This window comes from Streptomyces sp. NPDC004284, assembly GCF_042874035.1.
GTDB lineage: Bacteria > Actinomycetota > Actinomycetes > Streptomycetales > Streptomycetaceae > Streptomyces.
On sequence record NZ_JBIAMJ010000002.1, the window covers coordinates 957,848 to 980,879 of the forward strand.

23 protein-coding genes and 1 pseudogene are annotated in these 23,032 nt (G+C 73.9%); 14 read left to right on the top strand and 10 right to left on the bottom strand.

Translation table 11 applies throughout. The features are described 5' to 3' along the window. Positions 1-177: 177 nt before the first annotated feature. Positions 178-1,083: a universal stress protein gene (locus tag ACFYUS_RS09440; protein WP_388847630.1), complete on the bottom strand. Its 906-nt coding sequence runs from the start codon at positions 1,081-1,083 to the stop codon at positions 178-180. 222 nt (positions 1,084-1,305) lie between these two features. On the opposite strand from ACFYUS_RS09440, the gene ACFYUS_RS09445 reads away from it, so the two are divergent. From ACFYUS_RS09445 to ACFYUS_RS09480, 8 genes and pseudogenes are all read left to right on the top strand, one after another. Next, a complete protein-coding gene (locus tag ACFYUS_RS09445; protein WP_388847632.1) occupies positions 1,306-2,211 on the top strand; it encodes a universal stress protein in 906 nt (301 codons plus the stop codon). Further along, positions 2,208-3,119 (top strand): universal stress protein, encoded by a 912-nt coding sequence (locus ACFYUS_RS09450; protein WP_388847634.1) that lies wholly within the window; start codon positions 2,208-2,210, stop codon positions 3,117-3,119. The genes ACFYUS_RS09445 and ACFYUS_RS09450 overlap by 4 nt, the downstream gene beginning before the upstream one ends. A 97-nt stretch (positions 3,120-3,216) precedes the next feature. Beyond that, the gene (locus ACFYUS_RS09455) at positions 3,217-3,402 is read left to right on the top strand and encodes a hypothetical protein (RefSeq protein WP_388847636.1); all 186 of its coding nucleotides are present in this window, start codon (positions 3,217-3,219) and stop codon (positions 3,400-3,402) included. Positions 3,403-3,489: 87 nt separating this feature from the next. Further along, a complete protein-coding gene (locus tag ACFYUS_RS09460) occupies positions 3,490-3,948 on the top strand; it encodes an Hsp20/alpha crystallin family protein (RefSeq protein WP_388847638.1) in 459 nt (152 codons plus the stop codon). Further along, positions 3,945-4,448, top strand: coding sequence for a flavodoxin domain-containing protein (locus tag ACFYUS_RS09465; RefSeq protein WP_388847640.1), 504 nt, complete (start codon positions 3,945-3,947; stop codon positions 4,446-4,448). The genes ACFYUS_RS09460 and ACFYUS_RS09465 overlap by 4 nt, the downstream gene beginning before the upstream one ends. A 44-nt stretch (positions 4,449-4,492) precedes the next feature. Then, complete coding sequence (locus tag ACFYUS_RS09470; protein ID WP_388847642.1) at positions 4,493-5,089, top strand: hypothetical protein; 597 nt, start codon at positions 4,493-4,495, stop codon at positions 5,087-5,089. A gap of 132 nt (positions 5,090-5,221) precedes the next feature. Further along, positions 5,222-5,278 (top strand): annotated as a pseudogene (locus tag ACFYUS_RS09475) (hypothetical protein); the annotation flags it as partial. Between the two features lie 422 nt (positions 5,279-5,700). Continuing rightward, entirely contained in the window at positions 5,701-5,892 is a 192-nt protein-coding gene (locus tag ACFYUS_RS09480) for a hypothetical protein (protein WP_388847788.1), read from the top strand. Here the strand turns inward: ACFYUS_RS09480 and ACFYUS_RS09485 are convergent. From ACFYUS_RS09485 to ACFYUS_RS09500, 4 genes are all read right to left on the bottom strand, one after another. Further along, positions 5,862-6,521, bottom strand: a complete 660-nt coding sequence (locus ACFYUS_RS09485; RefSeq protein WP_388847644.1) for a DUF4389 domain-containing protein — start codon at positions 6,519-6,521, stop codon at positions 5,862-5,864. The genes ACFYUS_RS09480 and ACFYUS_RS09485 overlap by 31 nt on opposite strands. Before the next feature lie 5 nt (positions 6,522-6,526). Continuing rightward, positions 6,527-7,132: a CBS domain-containing protein gene (locus tag ACFYUS_RS09490; protein ID WP_388847646.1), complete on the bottom strand. Its 606-nt coding sequence runs from the start codon at positions 7,130-7,132 to the stop codon at positions 6,527-6,529. Positions 7,133-7,196: 64 nt separating this feature from the next. Beyond that, the gene (locus tag ACFYUS_RS09495; protein WP_388847648.1) at positions 7,197-7,853 is read right to left on the bottom strand and encodes a CBS domain-containing protein; all 657 of its coding nucleotides are present in this window, start codon (positions 7,851-7,853) and stop codon (positions 7,197-7,199) included. 164 nt (positions 7,854-8,017) lie between these two features. After that, a complete protein-coding gene (locus tag ACFYUS_RS09500) occupies positions 8,018-9,445 on the bottom strand; it encodes an MBL fold metallo-hydrolase RNA specificity domain-containing protein (protein WP_388847650.1) in 1,428 nt (475 codons plus the stop codon). A 102-nt stretch (positions 9,446-9,547) separates the two neighbouring features. Between ACFYUS_RS09500 and ACFYUS_RS09505 the strand changes: the two genes are divergently transcribed. Both ACFYUS_RS09505 and ACFYUS_RS09510 read left to right on the top strand, forming a co-directional pair. Beyond that, positions 9,548-10,357: an HAD family hydrolase gene (locus tag ACFYUS_RS09505; protein ID WP_388847652.1), complete on the top strand. Its 810-nt coding sequence runs from the start codon at positions 9,548-9,550 to the stop codon at positions 10,355-10,357. After that, on the top strand, positions 10,354-12,744 hold the full coding sequence (locus ACFYUS_RS09510) for a glycoside hydrolase family 65 protein (RefSeq protein WP_388847654.1): 2,391 nt from the start codon (positions 10,354-10,356) through the stop codon (positions 12,742-12,744). The genes ACFYUS_RS09505 and ACFYUS_RS09510 overlap by 4 nt, the downstream gene beginning before the upstream one ends. A gap of 8 nt (positions 12,745-12,752) precedes the next feature. On the opposite strand, the gene ACFYUS_RS09515 is transcribed toward ACFYUS_RS09510, so the two are convergent. Both ACFYUS_RS09515 and ACFYUS_RS09520 read right to left on the bottom strand, forming a co-directional pair. After that, on the bottom strand, positions 12,753-13,742 hold the full coding sequence (locus tag ACFYUS_RS09515; RefSeq protein WP_388847656.1) for an Acg family FMN-binding oxidoreductase: 990 nt from the start codon (positions 13,740-13,742) through the stop codon (positions 12,753-12,755). A gap of 22 nt (positions 13,743-13,764) precedes the next feature. Next, the gene (locus ACFYUS_RS09520; protein WP_388847658.1) at positions 13,765-14,388 is read right to left on the bottom strand and encodes a CBS domain-containing protein; all 624 of its coding nucleotides are present in this window, start codon (positions 14,386-14,388) and stop codon (positions 13,765-13,767) included. 251 nt (positions 14,389-14,639) lie between these two features. Here ACFYUS_RS09520 and ACFYUS_RS09525 point away from each other — a divergent pair, with 251 nt between their 5' ends. Genes ACFYUS_RS09525 through ACFYUS_RS09540 form a run of 4 tightly spaced genes read left to right on the top strand, consistent with a single transcriptional unit; the run spans position 14,640 to position 20,792 of the window. After that, positions 14,640-15,542, top strand: a complete 903-nt coding sequence (locus ACFYUS_RS09525; RefSeq protein WP_388847660.1) for a universal stress protein — start codon at positions 14,640-14,642, stop codon at positions 15,540-15,542. After that, complete coding sequence (locus tag ACFYUS_RS09530) at positions 15,539-16,381, top strand: universal stress protein (RefSeq protein ID WP_388847662.1); 843 nt, start codon at positions 15,539-15,541, stop codon at positions 16,379-16,381. Before ACFYUS_RS09525 ends, ACFYUS_RS09530 begins: the two co-directional genes overlap by 4 nt. Positions 16,382-16,388: 7 nt before the next feature. Continuing rightward, positions 16,389-19,010, top strand: coding sequence for a cation-translocating P-type ATPase (locus ACFYUS_RS09535; RefSeq protein ID WP_388847664.1), 2,622 nt, complete (start codon positions 16,389-16,391; stop codon positions 19,008-19,010). Positions 19,011-19,061: 51 nt separating this feature from the next. Next, entirely contained in the window at positions 19,062-20,792 is a 1,731-nt protein-coding gene (locus ACFYUS_RS09540; RefSeq protein ID WP_388847666.1) for a GAF domain-containing sensor histidine kinase, read from the top strand. A gap of 6 nt (positions 20,793-20,798) precedes the next feature. On the opposite strand, the gene ACFYUS_RS09545 is transcribed toward ACFYUS_RS09540, so the two are convergent. The 3 genes from ACFYUS_RS09545 to ACFYUS_RS09555 form a co-directional block, all read right to left on the bottom strand. Continuing rightward, positions 20,799-21,485 (bottom strand): response regulator, encoded by a 687-nt coding sequence (locus ACFYUS_RS09545; protein WP_388847668.1) that lies wholly within the window; start codon positions 21,483-21,485, stop codon positions 20,799-20,801. A gap of 51 nt (positions 21,486-21,536) precedes the next feature. Continuing rightward, a complete protein-coding gene (locus tag ACFYUS_RS09550) occupies positions 21,537-22,175 on the bottom strand; it encodes a CBS domain-containing protein (protein ID WP_388847670.1) in 639 nt (212 codons plus the stop codon). Positions 22,176-22,323: 148 nt separating this feature from the next. Next, positions 22,324-23,001 carry an ArsR/SmtB family transcription factor gene (locus ACFYUS_RS09555; RefSeq protein ID WP_388847673.1) on the bottom strand — a complete coding sequence of 226 codons (678 nt, stop codon included), beginning with the start codon at positions 22,999-23,001 and terminating at the stop codon, positions 22,324-22,326. Positions 23,002-23,032: the final 31 nt, after the last annotated feature.

Genomic DNA, 23,032 nt, shown 5'->3' on the forward strand with positions numbered 1-23,032 from the left:
CGCGAGGGCCGCCGGCGCAGAGGCGGCTCGTCCGCTCGTACCGGACACGACCATCCCGTTCCCGCCGTGGCCGCCCGACCCGCCGTGGCCGCCCGACCCGGCGGACACGATCGTCCGTGGCGTCCGTGGCGTCCGTGGCGTCCGTGGCGTCCGTGGCAGACGGAGCGGAAGGCGCCTTCAGCCGTGCGTGCCCGAAACGTCCTCCGCCGTCCGCTCACGGCAGGGGACGACGGCGACCGGTGCGGGGCTGTGGTGGATGACGGCGTGGGCGACATGGCCCAGATGCGGGCCGACGGGGACCTTCCGGCTCCGGCGGCCCACGACGACGAGCCGTGCGGTCCGTGCCGCTTCGGCCAACTGGTACGCGGCCGAGCCCACCACCGCCTTCGCGGTCACCTCCACGCCCGCGTACCGCCTCTGCCACGGTTCCAGCAGGTCGTCGAGACCCCCCAGGCGGTGGCTGCCCAGCTCTTCGCCGATTCCCGGGTCCATGACGGCCGCGTGGCCGTACGAGGGGGGAAGCGTCCAGCTGTGCAGGAACCGCAGCGGCAGGCCCGTGCGGGCGGCTTCGCCGAACGAGAACGCGAGCAGGGCCTCGCAGGGGTGGTGGATGTCGACACCCACCACGATCCCGCCCCCGGGATCCGTCCCCTCGCCCTCCCCGCCGCCCTCCGCACGCACGAGGACGACCGGCTGCCGCGCCGCGCCGACGACGGCGAGCGAGACCGAGCCGATGACGAAGCCGAGGACACCCCCGAGCCCACGCGAACCGAGCACGGTCAGATCGGCCTCGTTCGCGGCGGCCGTCAGTTCCCCGGCCGCCCGGCCGCGCGCGCGTTCGACGAACACCTCCAGGTCGGGATGGTCCTTTCGCGCCCGGTCCGCCTCGTCACGCAGCACCCCCTCGGCCCGCTCGGCCAAGGAGCGGGCGTACGCGAGCGGCACCTCCGGAGTGTTCGGCCACTCCTCCACGTACACCAGCCGGAGCGGTACTTCGCGCAGCACCGCTTCTCCCGCCGCCCACCTCGTGGCGGCGAGACTTTCCTCCGAGCCGTCCAGACCGACGGTGACCTGCGCTGCCATGACGTTCCTCCTCACACCCGTCCGCCTCGTCCGGAGCCCGGACCGACGAGGACGCCCACAGCCCCAGGGTGCTGCCCGCCCGCTCCCGGCAGCAGGGGCCGGGCAGGCCGGGGTGGGGACCGAACGGCCCATCCCGGGGAGGCCCGCCGCCGTGACAGCGTGGGAGGCGTCCCCCCCTCGGGACGTGCTCCCGAGCCTCGGACGTTCTCCGGAGGTGGAACCATGAGCAGCGAGATCCCCGTCCGACCGGAGCTCGGCGTCGTCGTCGTGGGAGTCGACGGCTCTCCCACCGGGCGTACGGCCGCGCTGTGGGCCGCCGCCGAGGCGGACCGTCGAGGACGGCCCCTGCATCTCGTGCACGCCGCCGACACCGACCGAAGGGCCCTCTTCGCCAACGCCGAGACGCTTCAGGCGGTGCGCGAAGCGGGGCGCGATCTGCTGATCGAGACCGTGAGCGCGGTCCGGGAGCGTTTTCCGGACCTCACGGTCACGAAGGAACTGAGCCGCCAGGAAGCGGTCGCCGGTCTCCGGTCGGCCGCCGGGCACCGGGGCACGATCGTGGTGGGCAACCGGGGGCTCGGCGGCTTCTCCGCCCTCATGCTGGGCTCCGTCGGCCTGGGCGTGGCGGCCCGCGCCGAGGTCCCCGTGATCGTCGTGCGCGGGGAGGGCGAGCGCCCGGAGACCGGCTCGGTGACCGCGGCCGTGCACGACGCGGAGGACCTGGGGTGGCTGCTCCTGGCGGCGGCCGAGGCGGAGGCCCGCAAGGCGGCTCTGCGGCTCGTGAGCGTCTGGAACGTGTTCACCCACGTCGGCGATGTCGCGACCATGCTCGACGACCTCGACGGGATCGCCCGGCAGCGCGTCCACGAGGTGAAGGCGCTCGCCGACCGGGTCCGCGAGGTCCATCCGGACCTCATCGTGGGGCACCACGTGGAGACGGGGACGAGCACGCCCGGCATCCTGATCGAGGCGAGCGGTCACACCGACCTGATCGTGATGGGCCGCGGCCGTCGTCCGCTGGGCGTCGGACCGTCCCTGGGACGCGTCGCCCACGCCCTGATCCACCACGCGCACTGCCCGGTGGAGATCGTCCCGCTCTCCTTCGTGAAGCCGGACGGGGAACCATGAACGACGTACTGATGGGCGTCGACCCCCGCGAGCTGTCGGTCCACGCGCTGATATGGGCCGCCGACGAGGCGGCACGCCGTGGACTGCCCCTGCGCATGGTCGCGGCCGTGCCGCCCGTGCACGACCGGATCCGGTACGACACGCCCGCCCGTCGGAACGACGTGCGGATCCGCGCGGAGTCGGCGCTGGCCAACGCGGAGGACCTCGTACGGGAACTGCACGCGGGACTGCGGACCGCGACCGAGCTCGTCATCGGGACACCGGCCGCGGTGCTGCGCGCCAGGACGGCACGCGCGGCGCTCGCCGTCGTGGGATCACGCCGCCTCGGTCCGGTCGCCGAGGTCCTGAGCGAGGGATCGGTGACCGTCCCGCTGACGGCACACGCCGACTGTCCCGTCGTGGTGTGCCGTGCCCCGGAACACACCGCGGTCCATCCGTCGACCCTCGTCGTCGGCGTGGACGGGAGCGAGGCGTCCAGGGAGGCCGTCGCCTTCGCGGTCGAGGAGGCGAGCCTCCGGGAAGCGCGGCTCCGCGCGGTGTGGGTCCGGCCCCGCTCCCTCCGCTCGCACGGCGACGCGGAGGAGGAGCTCGCCGAGCGCCGGCGGCTGCTGTCCGAGTCCGTCGCGGCCTGGGCGGAGCGGCATCCGGACGTCCGCGTCACCGCGGAGGTCCTCCACGGACACCCGGTCGAGAAACTCACCCTGACCTCCCGGGAGTCCCTCGCCCTGGTCGTCGGCCGCCAGGGACGGGGCGGCCACACGGGCACGCGGCTCGGCTCGACGGTCCGCGGGCTGCTGCACCACGCGGAGTGCCCGGTGATCACCGTGCCCCTCCCCGGACGGGAAGGGCGGGACCGTGGAGCGGAAGAACCTCGTACGGGCCGTTCCCCCGGGCCCACGGAGAGGTGAGCACCATGCGGCACACCCGGACCGGCCCCCGGCCGTGCGGCGATCCGGCATTCACGGCGATCCTGGTGGAAGCGGTCCTCGAGAGGAAGGAGCGGCCATGCCCAGGAAGACACGGAACCGAGTCGCACGGAAGACCGAGTCGCCGGCCCGGCACGGCACGGGGGCGGCCACGGGGGACGTACCGCCCGGCCGCGCCGGGAACCGCCTGCTGCCGGTGGAGAGGATCGACGGACGCCCCCGGCGCCCCGTGCACACCATCAGGGTGTCGGCGCTCTTCCTCTGAACGGCGGCGGACGAACGACGGCGAACGGGCCGATCACGAACCGGGCCCCGGCGACCTGCCCGGGCCCCGCACAGGAGGAGGAGAGCGATGACCGGAGACAAGGTGGAACGCAGGCACAGCCTCTTCCCCGACCTCAACGACTGGTTCGGCAGGGAGTTCCCGGGGCTGCCCGGGTGGCGACCGGGAGCGGCCGCCCACTCCATTCCCGTGGAGGTGACCAGCGGTGGCGGCGTGTACGTGCTGCGGGCCGAGCTCCCGGGGATGGACCCGGACAACGACATCAGCATCACCGTCGACGACAACCTCATCACGGTGAGCGCGGAGCACAGCGAGAGCACGGAGGACAAGGAGCACTCGGAGTTCCGCTACGGATCGTTCCGCCGCACCGTGCGCCTCCCGGCCACGATCCCCGCCGACGACGTCGAGGCGTCGTACGCGGACGGCATCCTCACCATCCGCGTCCCGATGCCCGAGGAGCGGACCACCCCGGGCCGGACCATCCCGGTGAAGCGGGCGGACAAGCCGGCCGGAGGAGCGACGTCATGAACGCCAAGCGGGTCCTCGTCGCGTACGGCAGCAAGGCCGGCGCGACCGCCGGCATCGCCGAGGAGATCGGCAAGACGCTCCGGGAGGACGGCTTCGACGCCGTCGTCCTGCCGGCCGACACCGTCACCGACGTCGGCGGCTACGACGGAGTCGTCCTCGGCGGAGCCCTCTATGCCGGGCGCTGGAACGGCAAGGCGCGCCGCTGCGCCCGGCGCAACGCCGAGCAGCTCCGCGGTCGGCCCGTCTGGTTCTTCAGCAGCGGCCCCGTCGACCGCTCGGCCGAGGAGCACGACATCCCGCCCGTACGCGGTGTCGCCCGACGGATGAAGCAGATCGGCGCACGGGAGCACGTCACCTTCGGCGGTGCCGTGACCGCCGACAGTCCGGATCTCATCGCCCGGTCCATGGCCCGCCACGGCAAGGGCGGGGACTTCCGCGACACGGCACGGATCCAGGAGTGGGCCCATCACATCGGAACCGACCTCGGCACCACGCACTGAACGGTGCCACCCGTCCGCCCGGCCATTCCACCAGGAGGCGCGACATGGGCCACGACAGACCGAAGGACCCCGGGTTCACGCCGTCCGGGCGTGCCCCTGGTGGACGCGCCGCGCTGATCCTCCTCCTGGCGATCGCCCTGATCTGGGGGGCCGTGGCAGCCGCGGTCCTGTGGAACGCCGGGGCCAGGGCCGACCGTGAGCTCGCCTCCCACCGCCACCGGGTGCAGGCGACCACGACCGGCCAGGCCAAGGACTCGCCCGTGGCCGCTCGGTTCGGCGTGGACCAGCAGTCCGTCGCACCGGCGGTCTGGCGGTATCCCGAGAACGTCCCCCGGTCCGGGACGGTCCACGTCCCCGCCCGGACGCCCCAGGGCCGCACCGTGACGATCTGGGTGGACGACACCGGCGCTCCCGCCCGCCCGCCGGGCGGGACCGGCGACCGCGCGCTGACCTCGTTCGCGGGCGGAAGCTTCGCCGCGGTCACCGCGGGCGCGGTCGGGGCGGGCGTGCTCGTCCTCGTACGACGGCGAACCGAGGCCCGCCGGCTCGCGGTCTGGGAACAGGAGTGGGAGGAGGTCGAACCCGCGTGGTCGGGCCGGCTCCGGCGAAGGGGGAGCGCTCCGGAGAGCGACGATGACTGACCACGCCGCCAGGGCCCGGACCTCCACGTCCACGGAGGTGCTGCCGTTCGACCCCAGCGAGCCCCTGCCCAGGCTCCGCCGGGACCGGGCACCGGGCCGGACGGGCCGTCCGCCCGCGAGGCGGCCCGTCGCCTGGCCGTCCACGGCCCCGACGAGGTACGGCGAAAGGCCCGGAACTCCTTCGCGCGGGAGCTGGTCGGGCAGCTCGTCCACCCCCTCGCCCCGTTGCTCTGGGCCGCCGCGGCCCTGGCCTTCGTCGCGGACCTCGGGGTGCTCGGCTGGGCGATCCTCGCGGTCATCGTCGTCAACGCGGCCTTCGCGCTGCTTCAGGAACGGCAGGCCGAGCGGGCGGTGGAGACCCTCGCGCGCCGTCTGCCCGAGCACGCCCTGGCCGTACGCGACGGCCGGCCCTCCACCGTGGAGGCCCGCGACCTGGTGCCGGGCGACCCCACGGGCACGGGAAGCCCGCTCCACCACGCGTACGTGACGGCCCCGACGGCCGCCTTCGCCGGCATCGTCACCTGCCAGGCCGGGACCGCCCTCGCGGCCGCGCCGACCATGCCGCCCTCCGCGGCATCGGGGTCCTCACGAACCCGCTGCTGCTCGCCGGCATCGCCTTCGAGCTCGTCTTCACCGCCGCCCTCGTCTACGCGCCCCCGCTGCAGGACCTCTTCGGCACGGCCGCCCTGCCCCTGGACGTCGTCCTGCTCATCGCGACGTTCCCGGTCCTGGTGCGGGGTACGGACGAGCTGCGGCGCGCCAGGCGGCGCCGTCAGCGCACCGCACCCACGGCCGGCTCGTGACCACCCTGGTCGAGGCGGAAGGGCGGATAGGCGTCCGTCATCAGGCTCGCGTAGGCGGCGACGCGCAGGACCCAGCGGTTCAGGCCGACGACCAGCGCGAACAGGTCGCGGGGATACCGCTCGGTGAAGGTCACGGCGAAGCCGGCGATGAGCGCGAGCAGGGTGATCAGGCCGCCGCTCCACCAGCCGGCGTGCACGTCGCCGGTGAGGAAGGCGAGCACCAGGTAGTGGGGGATGGCGAGCAGCCACCACTTGACGAGGACCAGGGAGCGGGAGAGCCGCTCCGGGTACGCGATGTCGAGCCGGGCGGGGTAGTCGGGCTCGGGGCCGAGGCTGAAGGGCGGGTAGCGGTCGGTGCCGAGTGCGCCGTACGAGTAGTACGACACGCGCCACGACCAGCGGAGCACGCCGAGATTGAAGTCGAAGAGACCCCGTGGGAAGCGCTCCGTGAACAGGATGGCGAAGAACGCGATCACCGTCACGACGAAGAAGCCGATCCAGAGGAAGAGCAGCACGATCCAGTGGGGGATCACCAGGATCCACTTGACCAGCCACAGCCAGCGGGACAGCCGCTTGTCCAGCTCGGCCGTCACCGCCACGGGAACGTACGGGGCACTCGGGGTGGCCATGATCGTCACTTCCTCGTCAGGTCGTCGTCTTCGTACGTGAGCCGGTCGACGACCCCCACGACGCCGTCGACGCTGTTGCAGAGCCTGAGGAGCACCGGCACGAGGCTGCGGCGGCCGACCGTGCCGCTGAGGGTGACCCTGCCGTCCGCGACCTCCACCGAGAGGGCCGACGGGCTCAGCCCCAGGGTGCGGGTGACGACGTCCTCGACGATCTCCTCCTGGATCGCCCGGTCCCTGCGCAGGAAGAGCTGGACGAGGTCGCTGCGGCTGAGGACGCCCACGAGCCGCCCGTCGTCGTCGACCACGGGCAGGCGCTTGACCCCGGCCCGGTCCATCACCCGGGCGGCCCGCACCACGCTCCATCCGGGCCGGGCGACGACGGCGGGGCTGGACATGAGCGCGCCGGCCGTGTGGAGCCCCGCCCCGGCGGCACGGCGGCGTACGAGATCCGCCTCCGACACCACGCCCAGAGGCCGGTCCGACTCGTCCACCACGCACACCGCGGTGATGTCGAACTCGTCCAGGAGCCGTGCGATCTCCTTGAACGTCGTGTCCGGGACGACGCTGATGGCGGTGGGGGTCATCAGATCCGCGACACTGCGGTGCCTCATCGCTCGTCACCTTCTCGGCTCGTCGCCCGTCCGCGCGCCCGACCGGCGGCCCCGCCTCCCGGGATCACCCGCTTCCGCCCTGGGCGGTGAGCTCGCACCGTACGTCCACGACGCCTTCGACGGCCCGGGCCAGGCGTGCCGCGAGAGGGACGAGCGTACTGTCACGGACCTCTCCGGACAGGGTCACGACCCCGGCGTCGACACGGACCTCGACCTCCCGGTGCGAGAGCGGGAACAGGTGCTCGACGACGTCGCGCCGCACCTCGGCGGCGAGGTCGTCGTCCGGGCGGAGGAAGACCTTGAGGAGGTCGGCGCGGCTGACGATGCCCTGGAGGGTGCCGCTCGCGTCGACGACCGGCAGCCGCTTGACGCGATGGGCGGCCATGATCCGGGCCGCCCGGGGCAGGGACGCCCCGGGGCCGACCGTGACGGCCGGCGTGGTCATCAGGTCCCCGGCCCGGCGGGAGCCGGCCTTGGCCGGGGCGTCGCCCCTGCGCAGCTGCTCGACGAGGCCGAGGCGGTGGTCGTGGAACTCCTCCTTGAGGAGCAGGTCAGCCTCGGAGACCACCCCGACCACACGGCCCTCGCCCTCGATGACCGGGACGGCGGTCACCTTCCACCGTTCCATCGCGGTGACGATCTCCTTGAACTCGGTGCCGGGCCGGACGGCGACGACCTTCTTGGTCATCACGTCGGCGACGGTGAACGGCTCGGTGCTCATGGCTCTCTCCTCGGCGGGCGTAGGCCAGGGGTTCCGCGGCGAGTCCGTCCGGCGGCGTCCTCGTGGTGCTCGTGGTGTCCTCCGGCCTCCCCCCACAGGTTCGCGCGCGGCGGGCGGGCACGGGGAGGGCCGCGCAGGCCCACCGGCGGGACCGAAGGGCCCGTTCAGCGGACCAGGACGGCCTCCCCCGAGCGGGGGACGACGGCCGTCCAGCCCAGTTCGTGGTCGATGCGGTCGCGCAGGGCGGCGGACGCGTCCGGTTCGCCGTGGACGAGGTAGGTGGTGTGCGGGGGAGGGGCGCCGCGCAGCCAGTCGACGATCTGGCCGGCGTCGGCGTGGGCCGAGAAGTGGGGGACGTCGGCGACCTCGGCGCGTACGGGCACGTACTCGCCGAACATCTTCAGCGTCCGGACTCCGTCGACCAGGTCCCGCGCCCGGGTGCCGGCGGCGGCGAAGCCGACGACGACGACCGCGTTGCGCGGGTCCGGGAGCAGCCGGTGCAGGTGGTGCAGGACGCGGCCGCCGGTGGCCATGCCGGCCGAGGAGACGATCACGGCGGGGCCGTGCGCGCTGTTGATGTCGATGGACTCCTGGACCGTCCTGGCGGCGAGGAAGGGCTCGGGGCTCAGCGCGGCCTCGCCCCGGGCCAGGATCTCCGGCCGCAGTTCGGCCGAGCGCTCGCGCACGGCGTCCCGGTAGACGTCCAGCGCGGCCAGGGCCATGGGGCTGTCCACGTACACGGGGACCGACCGGGGCAGGACGCCCGTGTCGCGCAGCCGGGTCAGTTCGTGCAGGACCACCTCGGTGCGGTCGATCGCGAAAGCCGGGATGACGACGGTGCCGCCCCGGGCGAGGGTCCGCGCGATCACCGCGGCGAACTCCGACCTCGCGGACTCCTGGTCGTGGCGACGGTCGCCGTACGTGGACTCCATGAGCAGCACGTCGGCGCCCGAGAACGGCTCCGGCGGCAGCAGCAGCGGGTGGCCGGGCCGCCCCAGGTCCCCGGAGACGGCCAGCGTGTGGCCGTCCTCCAGGGTCAGGTGCGCCCACGCCGAGCCGAGGATGTGCCCGCCGTGGTGGAGCCTGAGCCCGGTTCCGGCCATGATCTCCACGTCGGCGCCGACGGGGACCGGGTCGAAGAACGACAGCGTCTTCTCGACGTCCGAGTCGTCGTACAACGGCTTGGCCGGACGGTGCTTCGACCAGCCGTGCTCGTTCGCGTGCCGGGCCGCCTCCATCTGGAGGCGCGCACTGTCGCGCAGCACGATCCCGGCGAGCCGGGCCGTGTGGGCGCTGGTGAGGACCGGCCCCCGGAAGCCCTGCCGGACCAGGCGGGGCAGATAGCCGCAGTGGTCCAGATGGGCATGGGTGACGACCACGGCGTCGACGTCCGCGGCATCGCGGGCGAACCGCTCCCGGTTGCGGCGCCGCAGGGTCGCGAAACCCTGGAAGAGACCGCAGTCGAGGAGGATCCGCGCATGGTCGCTCTCGACCAGGAACTTGCTGCCCGTGACCGTGCCCACCCCGCCCAGGAAACTGAGCAGAGCCGGTCGCGGAGTCGTGGGAGCGGGGTTCGGGGCTGCCTCGGACATCGCCGTTCCTCCTTCGGAACGTGTACCGGTCTTCACCCTCGCACCCGGACCGGGCCCGACCGGAGAGTCCGTACGGGCCCATCGGGGGGCCGACCGGCCCATGTGCCGCCCGAACCCCGGGCCGAGCCCGGGCGGAGCGCCCCCGGGAACGACCGGGGGCCCGGATCCCGGCCCCTCCGCGCCCTCGTCCTGGACACCGACGGCGTGCTCCTCGACTCGGCGGGCCTCCACGCGGCGGCCTGGAAGACCGCACTGGACGCCTGCCTGGAAGCGGTGGCGGGCGAGGGACAGCCGCCCTTCGACGCCGATGCCGAGTACCGCCGGTTCGTCGACGGAAGATCCCGCTACGACGGCGCCGCGGCCTTCCTCGCCGCCCGGGGCCTCGCACTCCCGCCGGGAACGCCGCACGACCCACCCGGCCGCGCGACGATCCGGGCGGTCGCCGCCCGCAAGGAACAGGCGTTCACCGAGCTGCTCCGCACGGAAGGCGTCGCGGCCTTCGGCGACAGCCGGCCCGCCCTCACGGCCCTGCGCACGGCGGGCGTGCCGTGCGCCGCGGTGTCGGCCTCCCGGCACGCCCGGGCGCTGATCCGCGCCGCCGGGCTCGCCGACCTCCTCGACGTGATCGTGGACGGCGAGGACGCCGCCCGGCTCGGCCTCGCCGGCAAACCGGACCCCGCGCTCTTCCTGCGGGCGGCAGACCTCCTCGGCAGCCGTCCGGAGGAGACCGCCGTCGCCGAGGACGCGCTCGCCGGGGTCGCGGCGGCGCGTCGCGGCGGCTTCGGTCTCGTCGTCGGCGTCGACCGCACCCCGCTGCGGAGCACGGCCGCCGCCCTGCGGGAGCGGGGCGCCGACCTGGTGGTGCCCGACCTCACGACACTGGTCGGGAACGTGTGGGGTGAGCGCGGATGACCACCGGCTGGACGTGGAGGTACGACCGGTACGACCCCTCGCGCGAGCGGCTGGTGGAAGCGCTGTGCACGCTCGGCAACGGCCGGTTCGCCACCCGGGGCTCCGCTCCCGAGTGCCCGGCCGGGACCACTCACTACCCGGGCACCTATCTGGCCGGCTGCTACGACCGGCTCACCTCGACCGTCGCGGGGCAGCAGGTCGAGAACGAGGACCTCGTCAACCTCCCGAACTGGACGCTGCTGCGCTACCGCCGCCTCCCGGACGACGGTCCGCCGGGCGACTGGCTCACTCCCGACGCCGGGGAACTGCGCCACTACGACGTGCACCTCGACCTGCGCGCGGGGATCCTCACCCGACGCCTGTTCTTCGAGGACGCCGACGGACGGGGCCTGCGCGTCAGCCACATCCGCGTCGTCCACATGGGAGACCCCGGGCTCGCGGCCCAGTGCACCCTGTTCCGCGCCTACGGCTGGAGCGGCTCCGTCGAGGTGCGGTCCGTCCTCGACGGAACCGTCACCAACGCCGGAGTCGAGCGCTACCGGCACCTCGACGGGCGTCACCTCACGGACCACCGGACCGGATGCGAGCCCGGCGGCGTCGCCTGGATCGCCTGCCGCACGGCCGTCCCGGGCATCAGGATCGCCATGGCCGTGCGCACGGTCACCCGTCCCGCGCGGCCCGTACGGGAGACGGCCGCCCCGACCGCCACCGCGCAGACGTACCTGCTGCCGGTCGTCCCCCGCCGGTCGGTGATGGTCGTGAAGACCCTGGCCCTGCACAGCTCGATCGACTGGCCCGCCGTCGACCCCCTCTCCGCGGCCAGGGACGCGATCGCCCGCGCTCCGGCCTTCCCCCGGCTGCTCTCGGTCCACAGGGCGGCGTGGCAGCGCGTCTGGGAGCAGGGCGAGCTGCACGTGCCCGGGGAGGCGGGCCGCATCCTGCGGCTGCACGCGTTCCACCTGCTGCAGACGTTGTCCCCGCACACGGCCGACCTCGACGTGGGCGTGCCCGCGCGGGGACTGCACGGCGAGGCGTACCGGGGGCACGTCTTCTGGGACGAGCTCTTCGTCCTGCCCCATCTCGCCCTGCACTTTCCCGAGGTGGCCAGGGCGCTGCTCATGTACCGGCACCGTCGGCTCCCGGCCGCCCGCGCGGCCGCCCGCCTCGCCGGTGGCCAAGGGGCCGCGTATCCGTGGCAGAGCGCGAGCTCGGGCCGGGAGGAGACCCAGGAACTGCACCTCAACCCGCGCTCGGGACGCTGGCTGGCCGACCGCTCCCGACTCCAGCGCCATGTGGGTTCCGCCGTCGCGTTCAACGTCTGGCGGTACGCGCGGGCCACCGGGGACCGCGGGTTCCTCCACTCCGCCGGGGCGGAGATCCTCCTCGAGGTCGCCCGCCACTGGGCCGGGGCCGCCGCCTTCGACCCGGCCCTGCGGCGCTACCGGATCCGCGGGGTCGTGGGACCGGACGAGTACCACGACGCCTATCCCGGGGCGCCGGGCCCGGGCATCGACGACAACGCCTACACCAACGTGACCGCCGCGTGGGTCCTCGCCCGCGGCCTCGACCTGCTCGGCGAACTGTCCGGGGCCCGCCGCTCGGAACTCTCGGAGCGGCTGTCCCTGGACGACGGCGAGCTCGCCCGCTGGGAGGACGTCTCCCGCCGTCTGTACGTGCCGTTCCACCAGGGCGTGGTGAGTCAGTTCGAGGGATACGGGGACCTGGCGGAGCTCGACTGGGAGGCGTACCGGGCCCGTTACGGCGACATCCGCCGGCTCGACCGGATCCTGGAGGCCGAGGACGACACGGTCAACCGCTACCAGGCGTCGAAGCAGGCCGACACCCTCATGCTCGGCTACCTCTTCCGGCCCGAGGAGCTGTACGGCCTGTTCGACCGGCTCGGCTACGACCTGGACGACGAGACGTGGCGGGCGACCGTCTCGTACTACCTGGGCCGCACCAGCCACGGCTCGACGCTCAGCAGCCTCGTCCACGGGTGGGTGCTGGCACGGCAGAAGGGCGCCGACGCCTGGCGGTACTGCGAGGAGGCCCTGCTCGCGGACGTGGCCGACGTGCAGGGCGGAACGACGGGCGAGGGCATCCATCTCGGTGCGATGGCGGGGACGATCGATCTCGTCGAGCGGGGGATCACCGGTCTGGAGACGGGACCGGAGGGCCTTCGGGTGGCTCCGGTGCCCCTGGCGGAGATCCCGCGGTTCACCTTCACCCTGTGCGTCGGCCGTCATCGGGGGGTGCGGCTGCGGATGCTGCCCGGACGGCTGGCCGTCCGGGTCCCCGCCTCGCCGGAGGGCCCGCTCGCCGTCGTGCTTCCCGGCGACCGGAGGCTCACCGTCCTGCCCGGAGAGGAGCGCTGGTTCCGTCTGTGAGGGGCGGTTCAGTCGAAGGCGAGCACCTCGGAGGCGGGCCGGCGGGGCGTGGCCCGGACCCGGGGGCCGTAGCCCAGGCGGATCACCATGTGGACGAAGCCGATCGCCGAGCCGGGATCGCGGGCGTCGGAACGGAGCTCGGGCCACTCCAGCGGCTGGGACATGAGGGAGGTGGAGAGGCCGTCGAGGGTGGCCTGCAGAAGGACGCGCTGCATGGCCTGGCCGGCCTTCAGCCACTCCTCCGGGGTGTCCTCGACCGTGCCGAGCAGGACGATCTGGGGCCTCTTCTCGAAGCGTGCCGACCCGCGGCCGGGCACCTGACGGGGCGCGCCGAAGTCCCGTACGGGAGAGGTCACGTCGTACTGTCGCGGGCCGAAGGCGTACGCGGGGATGCCCTCGGTGTCAGGGCCTTCCCCGGTCGCGCCGGTGCGCGTCCAGGCGGCGATCTCCGTGCGTACGGCCTCGTCCGCCGCTTCGAACAGTTCGGAGGCGTGGACGAGGCCCATGACGGTGTCGGTGTGCCACTCTCCCGGTACGACCAGTCGGCAGCCTTCGAGGAGGGCCGCGGCCCGCAGTCCGTCGATCACCTCGGAGGGGATCCGCTCCTCCGTGAAGGGGAAGCGGCTGGTGTGCCGCCGCGCCAGGGCGTCATGGAGCACGGCCAGTTCGCTGTCGGCCTCGGCGGGACCGTCGAACCGCACGTCGGCGAGGTGCCAGGGATCGCCGGGGGAGGGCAGCAGCCGCACCACCGGACGCAGGGCCCGGTGCGCGGCGGCGACCCGCAGGCCGAACAGGGCGGCACCGCAACCGAGATGGAGGGCACGGTGGTCGGGGTCCTCGCGCGGCAGGCCGCGCAGCGGATCGCCGTGCAGCTCGATGACGCCGGTGCCGGTCCTGGCGACGAACGTCCAGGGCTGTGCGTTGTGCATCGACGGAGCGGTGACGGCGTCCTCGACCAGAGACGTCACGAGGGGGCGGGTCAGAGCGGTGGTAGACACGGTTCGTCCTGTCTGTGGTGAGTCACCGGGAGATGTCGTACGGAGTCCGGGCGAGGGACGTGGGACGCGTGTCGTCCTCCTGGAAGGACAGCTGGTCCACGACGGCGACGACCCCGTCCACCCGCTCGGCGAGTTCGACGAGCGCCAGGGCCTGGCTGCGCCGCCGGACACGGCCGGCGACCGTCACCACGCCGTCGAGGACGTGCACGTCGACCGCGTCCCCGGGCAGGTCCATGGCATCCGTGAGGACGTCCTCACGGATGCGGCGCCGTATCTCCGCGTCCGGGCGGAGATAGACGCAGAGCAGATCACGACGGGTCACGATGCCCACCAGCCGTTCCTCGACGTCGACCACGGGGAGGCGCTCGACTCCGCGGCGCACCATCAGCCGCGCCGCGTCCGCCACCGTCTCCTCGGCGTGGACCGTGACGGCCGGCGTGGTCATCAGGCCCCGTGCGGTCAGCCCGTGGCGGGCCAGGAGGTCGCTCTCGGAGACCACTCCGACGACGCGGTCGTCCTCGTCCAGCACGGGGACACCGCTGATGTCGTGCTCGGCGAGAAGCTTCGCGATCTCCCTGAACGAGGTCGTGGGGACGGCGGAGACCACGTCGCCGGTCATGAGACCGCCGATCTTCATGTGCTTCATCGCGGCGCCTCCTGCTCGGGGTCCGGAAGGTGTGCTGCCCCGCGCAACCAGCCTCCAACGCCCGCCCGTGACCGGCGAGGGCCGAACGGTCCCGGGGCAGGACCGAACGGGCACGTCCCCGCCCGGTCCGTGCTCCGAGCGGCCCGGGTGGGGACCTTTGGTCCCGCCGTTGGCCCCAGCGGCCCTCCGGCCGCCCCGGCACCGGATGCCAGGGTGAAGAGCGAGTCCCCCGGACCGTGCGAGGAGGAGCCATGGACGGAACCACGGCCCGTCCCGGCCCCGGCAGGGTCGTCGTCGGCGTCGACGGATCGCTGTTCGCGCGCGCGGCGGCGATGTGGGCGGCGGCGGAGGCGGCCCTGCGGGGCAGCACGCTCTGCCTCGTCCACGCGGCGGACACGGACGCACCGGCCCCGTTCCCGCCCCGGGAGGAGATCGTCAGGAGCCGGAGGGCGGGGCGGGAACTGCTCGACCGGACCGCCGGGGCGATCACGGCGCGCCACCCCGGGCTGACCGTCGTCACGGAACTCACGGACGGCGCGGCCCCCGGCAGCCTGCGGCGGGCCGCCGCCCCGACCGGCACGATCGTCGTCGGACACCGGGGCCTCGGAGGGTTCTCCGCCCTGCTGCTCGGCTCGGTCGCCCTCGAAGCGGCGGCTGCCGCGACCACGCCCGTGGTGGTGGTCCGCGGAGCCGTCGGGACCGCCGAGGCGGGTGCCGTCCTGGCAGCGGTACGGGACGAGACCGACGTGGGCTGTGCCCGTGCGGCGGCACGCGAGGCCCTGCTGCGCAAGGTGCCCCTGCGACTCCTGCACATCTGGGCCGTGGGACCGTCCGCCGGCTCGCGGACGGTGCCGCGCGACGGCGGCGAGGAGATCGCCCGCGAGCACGTACGCGGGCCGGCCGAGATCTCCGACCGGATCCGGGAGGAGTTCCCGGACCTGATCGTGCACGCCGAGGGCCGGAAGAGCCACACCGTGCCGGGAGCCCTCGTCGACGCGTCGCACCACGCGGACCTCGTCGTCGCCGGAGGCCGCCGGACGCCCGGCTGTCTCGGCCCCACCCTCGGGCGGACCACGCTCGGCCTGCTGCAGCACGCCCACTGCCCCGTGGAGCTCATCCCCCGGCAGGGGCCCGGACACGGGAGAACGCCATGACACGCGCCACGGACCGCCATGACATCGTCGTCGGCATCGACCCGGTCAGGAACTGGCGCCTGGCCCTCGCCTGGGCGGTGGACGAGGCTCACCTGCGAGGGCTGGGACTGCGCCTCGTCGTCGCGGTGCCCCCGCAGCACGATCCCCCTCGTCACCCGGCACGGCGGGAGGCCGGCACGGAAGCCCTGCGTACGGCCCTCGCCTGGGCGCACGCCCGGCGACCGGCCGTCGAGGCCGGCTCCGTCCTCCTCGACGGCTCCCCGGCAGCGGTCCTGGCCGGCCTGTCGCACGAGGCGGACCTGGTCGTGCTGGGCTCCCGGCACCTCAGCCGTACCGAGGAGTTCCTGAGCGCCGGCTCCCTGGTCGTCCCGGTCACCGCGAAGGCGCGCTGCCCGGTGGTCGTCGTGGGCGACGCGGAACACATCACCCAGGAGACGCCCCACCTCGTGGTCGGCGTCGACGGCAGCGAGTCCTCACGGGCCGCCCTGGCCTGGGCCTTCGAGGAGGCGGACCTCCGGCGCTGCGCCCTGCGGGCCATCGCGGTCTGGCAACCGCCCGTCTTCTCCCCGCACGGCGACGACACGCTGTTGCACGCCGAACGCCGTCTGCTCTCGGAGACCACCGCGGGCTGGGCGGAGAGGTGTCCCGACGTCCGGCTCACCCACGAGGTGCTCATCGGCTCCCCCGTCGAGAGGCTCGCGGACGCCGCCGAGCACGCCCTGGCGGTGGTCGTGGGCCGTCGGGGCCGGGGCGGCTACACAGGGATGCGGGTCGGTTCCACCGTCCACGGGCTGCTGCACCGCGCCCACTGCCCGGTGATCACCGTACCCGCGGGGTGAGCGGGCCATGAAGGGGACGGCAGCGGACCGGACGCCCGTACCGGTGCGGGAGACGACGGGCCTCACCCAGGAGGAGGCCGCCCGGCGGCTCGCCGGCACAGGCCCCAACGAGGTGACCGCGAGCCGGCCCGTACGGCTGCGCAAGCGGGTCCTGGCCCAGCTGACCGACCCGCTGATCATGGTGCTCCTCGGGGCCGCCGCACTGACCCTCGCGATCGGCGACCATCCCGACGCGGTCGTCATCGGGCTGGTCGTCCTCGTGAACACGACCGTCGGGGTGGTGCAGGAGATCCGCGCCGACGACGCCGTCGCCGCGCTCTCGGCCCTCACCGCGCCGCACGCGCGCGTGCGGCGCGACGGCGCCGTCCGCGACCTCCCGGCGGCGGAGGTCGTCCCGGGCGACGTCCTCCTGGTCGGCGAGGGCGACATCGTCGCCGCCGACGCCGAGCTCGCCGAGGCGTCCGCCCTACTGGTGGACGAGTCCATGCTGACGGGGGAGTCCGTGCCCGTCGACAAGGATCCCGGTACGGGGCTGAGCGCGGGCACGGTCGTCGTCCGGGGCCGGGGCGTGGCCGTGGTCACGGCGACCGGGGCGTCCAGTGCGCTCGGCCGGATCGCGGCCCTTCTCGACGGACATCGCGAGCCGACCCCGCTGCAGCGGCGCCTCGCCGCCCTCGGGCGCGTCCTCGCGGCCGTGACGCTCGCCCTGTGCGTGCTGGTCTTCGCCCTCGGACTGGTGCGGGGCCTCCCGCCCGGCACGATGGCCGTCACCGCCATCAGCCTGGCCGTGGCGGCGGTCCCCGAGTCCCTTCCCGCCGTCGTCACCCTGGCACTCGCGCTCGGGGCCCGGCGCATGGCCACCCGGCACGCCCTGGTGCGGCGGCTGCCCGCGGTCGAGACGCTCGGCTCGGTGTCCGTCCTCGCCACCGACAAGACCGGCACCCTGACCGAGGGCCGCATGGTCGTCCAGCACGTCTGGACGCCGCGGGTGAGCGCCGAGCTCTCGGGCGTGGGGTACGAGCCCGTGGGCGAGGTCCTGGTCGACGGGAGGCCGGCGGAGGCGGACGAGCTGGAGCCGCTGCGCGAGCTGCTGACGGTGACCGCCCTCTGCAACGACGCCACGCTGCGTCCGGCGGACGGCACGGCGTCCGAAGCCCGCTGGACGGCCTTGGGCGACCCCATGGAAGCCGCCCTGCTGACGGCCGCGGCCAAGACGGGCTGCCCGGAGCCGGCGGAACTGTCGGCGATCCGGCCCCGGCTCGGAGAAGCGCCCTTCGACAGCCTCCGCAGACGCATGACGACGCTCCACGAGACCGGCGGGGGCGGGGTGCTCGTCTGCATGAAGGGCGCCCCCGAGGCCGTCCTCGACCCGGCCGTCCTGCTCGATGCCCCGGACGCGCTCGCGGCGGCCCGCCACGAGGCCGCGCGCCTGGCCGCCCGGGGACACCGCGTGCTCGCCGTGGCGTCGGGCGTGCGCGACGACCTCCCGAGCCCGGTCGCCGAGGCGGAGACGGGGCTCGCGCTCCTCGGCCTCGTCGCGCTCAGCGACCCGCCCAAGCCGCATGCCGCCGCCACCCTCGCCTCCTGCCGCGCGGCCGGCATCACTCCCGTGCTCATCACCGGGGACCACCCGGCGACGGCTCGGGCGGTGGCGTCCCGCATCGCGCTCCTGGGCGACGCCGGCGAGACGGAGGGCCATGTCGTCACGGGGGCGGACGTGGCCGCGGGACGGGTCGCCGACCTCACCTCGGTGCGGGTCTTCGCCCGTACGGACCCCCAGCAGAAGCTGGACATCGTGGAGGCGTGGCGCGCCGGGGGAGCGGTGACCGCGATGACCGGTGACGGGGTCAACGACGGCCCCGCCCTGCGCCGCGCCGACATCGGCGTCGCGATGGGCACACGCGGCACGGAGGTCGCGCGCCAGGCCGCCGACCTCGTCCTCACCGACGACGAGCTGTCGACGGTCGTGGTGGCCGTCGAGGAGGGACGCCGCATCTACGACAACATCCGCCGCTTCCTCGTCTACGGGATGTCCGGCGGCGCGGCCGAGATCCTCGTCATGCTGACCGGCCCCGCACTGGGACTGCCCCTGCCCCTCCTGGCGGGGCAGATCCTGTGGATCAACCTCCTGACGCACGGCCTCACCGGTGTCGCCATGGGCGCCGAACCGGCCTCCCCGGGAGTGATGCGACGACCGCCCCGCCCGCCGGAGCAGCACATCCTCGGCGGCGGTGCCTGGCAGCGCCTGCTCGTGTCGGCGGCGGTCGTCACGGCAGCCTCCCTCGGTGCGGGACTCGGCGCCCGCGCACTCGGCCTCGCCTGGCAGAGCGTCCTCTTCCTCGCTCTCCTCGCCGCACAGCTGGGGGTCGTCCTGGGACTCCGCGGCCGGCTGTTCACCCGAGAGAACCCGTTCCTCCCCCTGTCCGTCCTCGCCTCCGCCCTGCTGGCCATGGCGGCGCTGTACGTGCCCTTCCTGAACTCGGTCCTGGAGACCGAGCCGCTCGGCTGGGCGGGCGTCGGGATCGCATGGGCCGCTGCCCCCGCGGGATTCCTCGCCGCGCGACTCGTCCGCGCCGCCTTCCGCGGGACGGATCCGGCTGGAGCGACGAGGGCACGGCAACTACCGTGAATATGCGCCCGTCGGGCGAGGACCGTGTGCTCGACGTGCCCGGAGGTGACGATGGAGCAGGAGGGGTCGGCGGAGGCGGACAGCAGGCTTCCGAGGCTGCGACTCGACGAGCTGCTCGACGAGCTCCAGGCACGCATCGACGAGGTGCGGGGCACCAGGGACCGGCTCAGAGGGCTGCTGGAAGCCGTCATGTCCGTGGGCAGGGAACTCGACCTGCCCCAGGTGCTCCGGGGCATCGTGGAGGCGGCCGTCGCCCTCGTGGACGCCGAGTACGGCGCTCTGGGCGTGATCGGGGACGACGAAAGGCTCGCGGAGTTCCTCCCCGTCGGCATCGGGGACGACCTGCGGGCGCGGATCGGCGACCTGCCCTCCGGGCACGGGCTGCTCGGCGAGCTGATCCGCAACCCCGAACCGCTGCGGCTGTCCGAGCTGTCCGAGCATCCCGCCTCGTACGGGTTCCCCCGGCACCACCCGCCGATGCACACCTTCCTCGGCGTGCCCATCCGGGTCCGTGACGAGGTCTTCGGCAACCTCTACCTCACCGAGAAGCGCGGAGGCGCCGCGTTCGACGCCGAGGACGAGGTGGTCGTGACGACCCTGGCGGTCGCGGCCGGCATCGCCATCGAGAACGCCCGCCTCTACGAGGAGGGCCGCCTCCGTCAGCGGTGGCTCGCCGCGAGCTCCGACCTGACCAGCGCCCTTCTGTCCGGCGCGGAGGAGACCGAGGTGCTCGACGGGATGCTGGAGCGGGCCGTGGGCATCGCGGCCGCCGACATGGGGGTGTTCTACCTGGTGGGTGCCGGCGGTGAACTGCGGGGCTCGCTCGCCCGCGGCGAGGGGGCCGAGGCCCACAGGGGCGTCGTCCTGCCGACCAGCGAAGGCACCCTGGCCGAGGCCGCCCTCGCGCAGGAGGGCCTGCTCACGGTCGCCGACGTCGAGAACGAGCCGCGCATCAGGGTGCAGCCCGAACGCTGGAAGGGATTCGGGCCGGCGGTGGCCGTCACGGTCGGCACCAAGGAACGGCTGAGCGGGGTGCTGATCCTCGCGCGCAGGCGCGGGCGGCCCCCGTTCACCGGCCTGGAGATCACCGCTCTCCCCGGATTCGCGGGACAGTCCGCCCTCGCGCTCGAACTGTCCGGCCGGCGCCGCGACGCCGAGCAGGTGAGCCTGCTGGAGGATCGCGACCGGATCGCCCGTGACCTCCACGACCTCGCGATCCAGCGTCTGTTCGCCACCGGCATGACGCTGCAGAGCGCCCGCCGGTTCGTCGAGCACCCGGAGGCCGTGGACCGGCTGACCCGGGCGATCGACGACCTGGACGCCACCATCAAGATCATCCGGTCGACCATCTTCGGCCTCCGGGAGCACGAGCCCTCCGAAGCCCCGAAGCTCAGGAACCGTGTGGTCAAAGCGGTCGACGAGGCCGCGACCACGCTCGGGTTCGCGCCGGCCCTGCGGATGGAGGGTCTCCTCGACACGGACGTGCCCCGTGAGGTGGCCGAGGAGGTGATCGCGGTCATCGGCGAGGCCCTCACCAACGTGGCCCGGCACGCGCGGGCCCGCAGGGCGGAGGTGTCGGTCGTCGTCGAGGAGGGCGTGCTGGCGGTGACGGTGAGCGACGACGGCATCGGCATCCCGCAGGGCGGTGCCCGCAGCGGACTGCGGAACCTCTCCGAAAGGGCCGAGCGGCTGGGCGGCACCCTGTCGGTCCGCACGGGAGCGGAGCCGAGCGGCGGCACGGCGCTGGAGTGGCGGATCCCGCTCCCGGACGAGCGGGAGTGAGGCCCCCTACTTCTCCTCGGAGCCGTGCTCGTGCGCCTGCGCGGCGATGACGGCGGCCTGCACGCGGCGTTCCACGCCGAGCTTGCCGAGCAGCCGGGAGATGTGGTTCTTGACGGTCTTCTCCGACAGGTAGAGCCGCTTGGCGATCTGCCGGTTGGTGAGCCCCTCGCCGATGAGGTCGAGCACGGACCGCTCCCGTTCGGACAGCACCGCGAGACGTTCGTCCTCCAGCGGCTTAGCCGCCTCGGGCTCCCGCAGGGAGTGCATCAGCCGGGCGGTGGTGGCGGGATCGAGCATCGACTGCCCCGTGGCCACGGTCCGTACCGCCGACACCAGGTCCGACCCCTTGATCTGCTTGAGCACGTAACCCGACGCTCCCGCCATGATCGCGTCGAGCAGGGCGTCCTCGTCGTCGAAGGAGGTCAGCATCAGGCAGGCCAGACCGGGCATGCGCGAGCGCAGCTCCCGGCACAGGGAGATCCCGTCGCCGTCGGGCAGCCGTACGTCGAGAACGGCGACGTCCGGACGCAGCGCGGGCCCGCGCGCCAAGGCCTGGTCGGCTGTCGACGCCTCCCCGACGACCTCCATGTCCGGCTCGTCGTCGATGAGGTCGTGGAGCCCCCGGCGGACGACCTCGTGGTCGTCCACGAGGAAGACCCGTGTCGGTGCGGCGGCTGTCGGCAGATCGGACATGGCGATCCCTGCGGTCGGTGAGCTGCTATCCGTCCTCACAAGGATTGTCCGTCATGAAGCGCCCGCAGGGGCACCGAGATCCATCCGGACGTCGACGACGCCCTCCACGGCCCGCACCGCGCGGGCGAGCAGCGGCACCAGCGAACGGTCGGCGAGCGGACCGCGAAGGGTGGCCACGCCTTCCCGCACGGAGACGTCCAGCCCCGCCGGGGCGGCGGACTCGCCGAGGACGGAACGGCGGATCTCCTCCTCGATCTCGACGTCCGCGCGGAGGAACACCTTGAGCAGGTCGCTCCGGCTGACGACGCCCTCCAGCATCCCGACGCGGTCGACCACCGGCAGCCGCTTCACCCTCCGCGTGGCCATGATCCGTGCCGCCTCCGCGAGGGTGGCGTCGGGGTGGACGGTGACGGCCGGGCTCGACATGAGTTCCCCGGCCCGCAGGGCCCCGGCCTTGACCGAGACGGCGAGTTCGTCCGGGCGCGGCTCGTCGAGCCGGAACTCCTCCTTCGGCAGCAGATCCGCCTCCGACACGACTCCGACGACGCGTCCCTCCCCTTCGAGGACGGGGAGGGCGCTCACCTTCCACTCGGCCATGAGCGTGACGATCTCCTTGTACGGCGCGTCACGGCCGATCGCGATGGCGGTACGGGTCATGACATCGCCGACGGTGTAGTGCGAAGCAGGCATGACGTCCTCCCTGGCGCTCGGCGGAGCCCACTCGTCCGCGTCCAGTCTCCGCTTCGCCCCGGAGGCGGAGGGAGGGCCGGACGGCCCCCTTCCGGTACCGGCCGGAGGGCTCGGGCCCGGACCCGCCCCGGGCGCGCCGGCGGGGTGGTCACGTCCGGCTCGTCGTCTCGACGGGCAGTTCCGACAGGCGCCACTCCAGCATGCCGTCGTCGAGGCGGACGGCCCGGCGGCCGAGGTCGGTGAGCAGTCGTACCGCGTCGTGGGCGAGGACGCAGTACTCGCCGCGGCAGTAGACGACGATCTCGGTGTCCTCGGGAAGTTCGTTGATCCGGTCGGCCAGGTCGTCGACGGGGAGGGAGAGCGCGCCGGGGATGTGCCCGGCCAGGTACTCCTCCACGGGCCGTACGTCGAGCACGACGACGTCCCCGGCCGCCGCGCGGGTGTGCAGCTCTTCGCGGGTCATCCCCGTCGCGGTGTCCTCGCCGAGGTAGGCGTCGCGGGCGGCGGGGACGCCCGCCTGATGGGTCTCGGCGACCTTGCGCAGCAGCGCGAAGAGCCGGGCGACGTCGTCGCCGGCGAGCCGGTAGTGGATGCGGACGCCCTCGCGGCGGGTGGCGACGAAGCCGGCCTGTTTGAGGGTCTGCAGATGGGCCGAGGCCGTCGTCAGGTTCAGCCCGGAGGCTTTGGCCAGCGCGTCGACGGTGCGCTCGCCCTGGGCGAGCAGATCGAGCAGCTCCAGACGCTTTCCGCTGGCCAGCGCCTTGCCGCTGGCCGCGAACGCGTCGTAGAGGGCGGCCTTCGCGCCGCCCGTGGTGGCATCCCGCATTGCTTCCTCCATAAATCCATGGATTATTGTA

Excerpts from the sequence above, each read along its gene's own strand:
- ACFYUS_RS09440 (WP_388847630.1), bottom strand. The coding sequence starts at position 1,083 with ATGGCAGCGCAGGTCACCGTCGGTCTGGACGGCTCGGAGGAAAGTCTC.
- ACFYUS_RS09445 (WP_388847632.1), top strand. The coding sequence starts at position 1,306 with ATGAGCAGCGAGATCCCCGTCCGACCGGAGCTCGGCGTCGTCGTCGTG.
- ACFYUS_RS09450 (WP_388847634.1), top strand. The coding sequence starts at position 2,208 with ATGAACGACGTACTGATGGGCGTCGACCCCCGCGAGCTGTCGGTCCAC.
- ACFYUS_RS09455 (WP_388847636.1), top strand. The coding sequence starts at position 3,217 with ATGCCCAGGAAGACACGGAACCGAGTCGCACGGAAGACCGAGTCGCCG.
- ACFYUS_RS09460 (WP_388847638.1), top strand. The coding sequence starts at position 3,490 with ATGACCGGAGACAAGGTGGAACGCAGGCACAGCCTCTTCCCCGACCTC.
- ACFYUS_RS09465 (WP_388847640.1), top strand. The coding sequence starts at position 3,945 with ATGAACGCCAAGCGGGTCCTCGTCGCGTACGGCAGCAAGGCCGGCGCG.
- ACFYUS_RS09470 (WP_388847642.1), top strand. The coding sequence starts at position 4,493 with ATGGGCCACGACAGACCGAAGGACCCCGGGTTCACGCCGTCCGGGCGT.
- ACFYUS_RS09485 (WP_388847644.1), bottom strand. The coding sequence starts at position 6,521 with ATGGCCACCCCGAGTGCCCCGTACGTTCCCGTGGCGGTGACGGCCGAG.
- ACFYUS_RS09490 (WP_388847646.1), bottom strand. The coding sequence starts at position 7,132 with ATGAGGCACCGCAGTGTCGCGGATCTGATGACCCCCACCGCCATCAGC.
- ACFYUS_RS09495 (WP_388847648.1), bottom strand. The coding sequence starts at position 7,853 with ATGAGCACCGAGCCGTTCACCGTCGCCGACGTGATGACCAAGAAGGTC.
- ACFYUS_RS09500 (WP_388847650.1), bottom strand. The coding sequence starts at position 9,445 with ATGTCCGAGGCAGCCCCGAACCCCGCTCCCACGACTCCGCGACCGGCT.
- ACFYUS_RS09510 (WP_388847654.1), top strand. The coding sequence starts at position 10,354 with ATGACCACCGGCTGGACGTGGAGGTACGACCGGTACGACCCCTCGCGC.
- ACFYUS_RS09520 (WP_388847658.1), bottom strand. The coding sequence starts at position 14,388 with ATGAAGCACATGAAGATCGGCGGTCTCATGACCGGCGACGTGGTCTCC.
- ACFYUS_RS09525 (WP_388847660.1), top strand. The coding sequence starts at position 14,640 with ATGGACGGAACCACGGCCCGTCCCGGCCCCGGCAGGGTCGTCGTCGGC.
- ACFYUS_RS09530 (WP_388847662.1), top strand. The coding sequence starts at position 15,539 with ATGACACGCGCCACGGACCGCCATGACATCGTCGTCGGCATCGACCCG.
- ACFYUS_RS09535 (WP_388847664.1), top strand. The coding sequence starts at position 16,389 with ATGAAGGGGACGGCAGCGGACCGGACGCCCGTACCGGTGCGGGAGACG.
- ACFYUS_RS09540 (WP_388847666.1), top strand. The coding sequence starts at position 19,062 with ATGGAGCAGGAGGGGTCGGCGGAGGCGGACAGCAGGCTTCCGAGGCTG.
- ACFYUS_RS09545 (WP_388847668.1), bottom strand. The coding sequence starts at position 21,485 with ATGTCCGATCTGCCGACAGCCGCCGCACCGACACGGGTCTTCCTCGTG.
- ACFYUS_RS09550 (WP_388847670.1), bottom strand. The coding sequence starts at position 22,175 with ATGCCTGCTTCGCACTACACCGTCGGCGATGTCATGACCCGTACCGCC.
- ACFYUS_RS09555 (WP_388847673.1), bottom strand. The coding sequence starts at position 23,001 with ATGCGGGATGCCACCACGGGCGGCGCGAAGGCCGCCCTCTACGACGCG.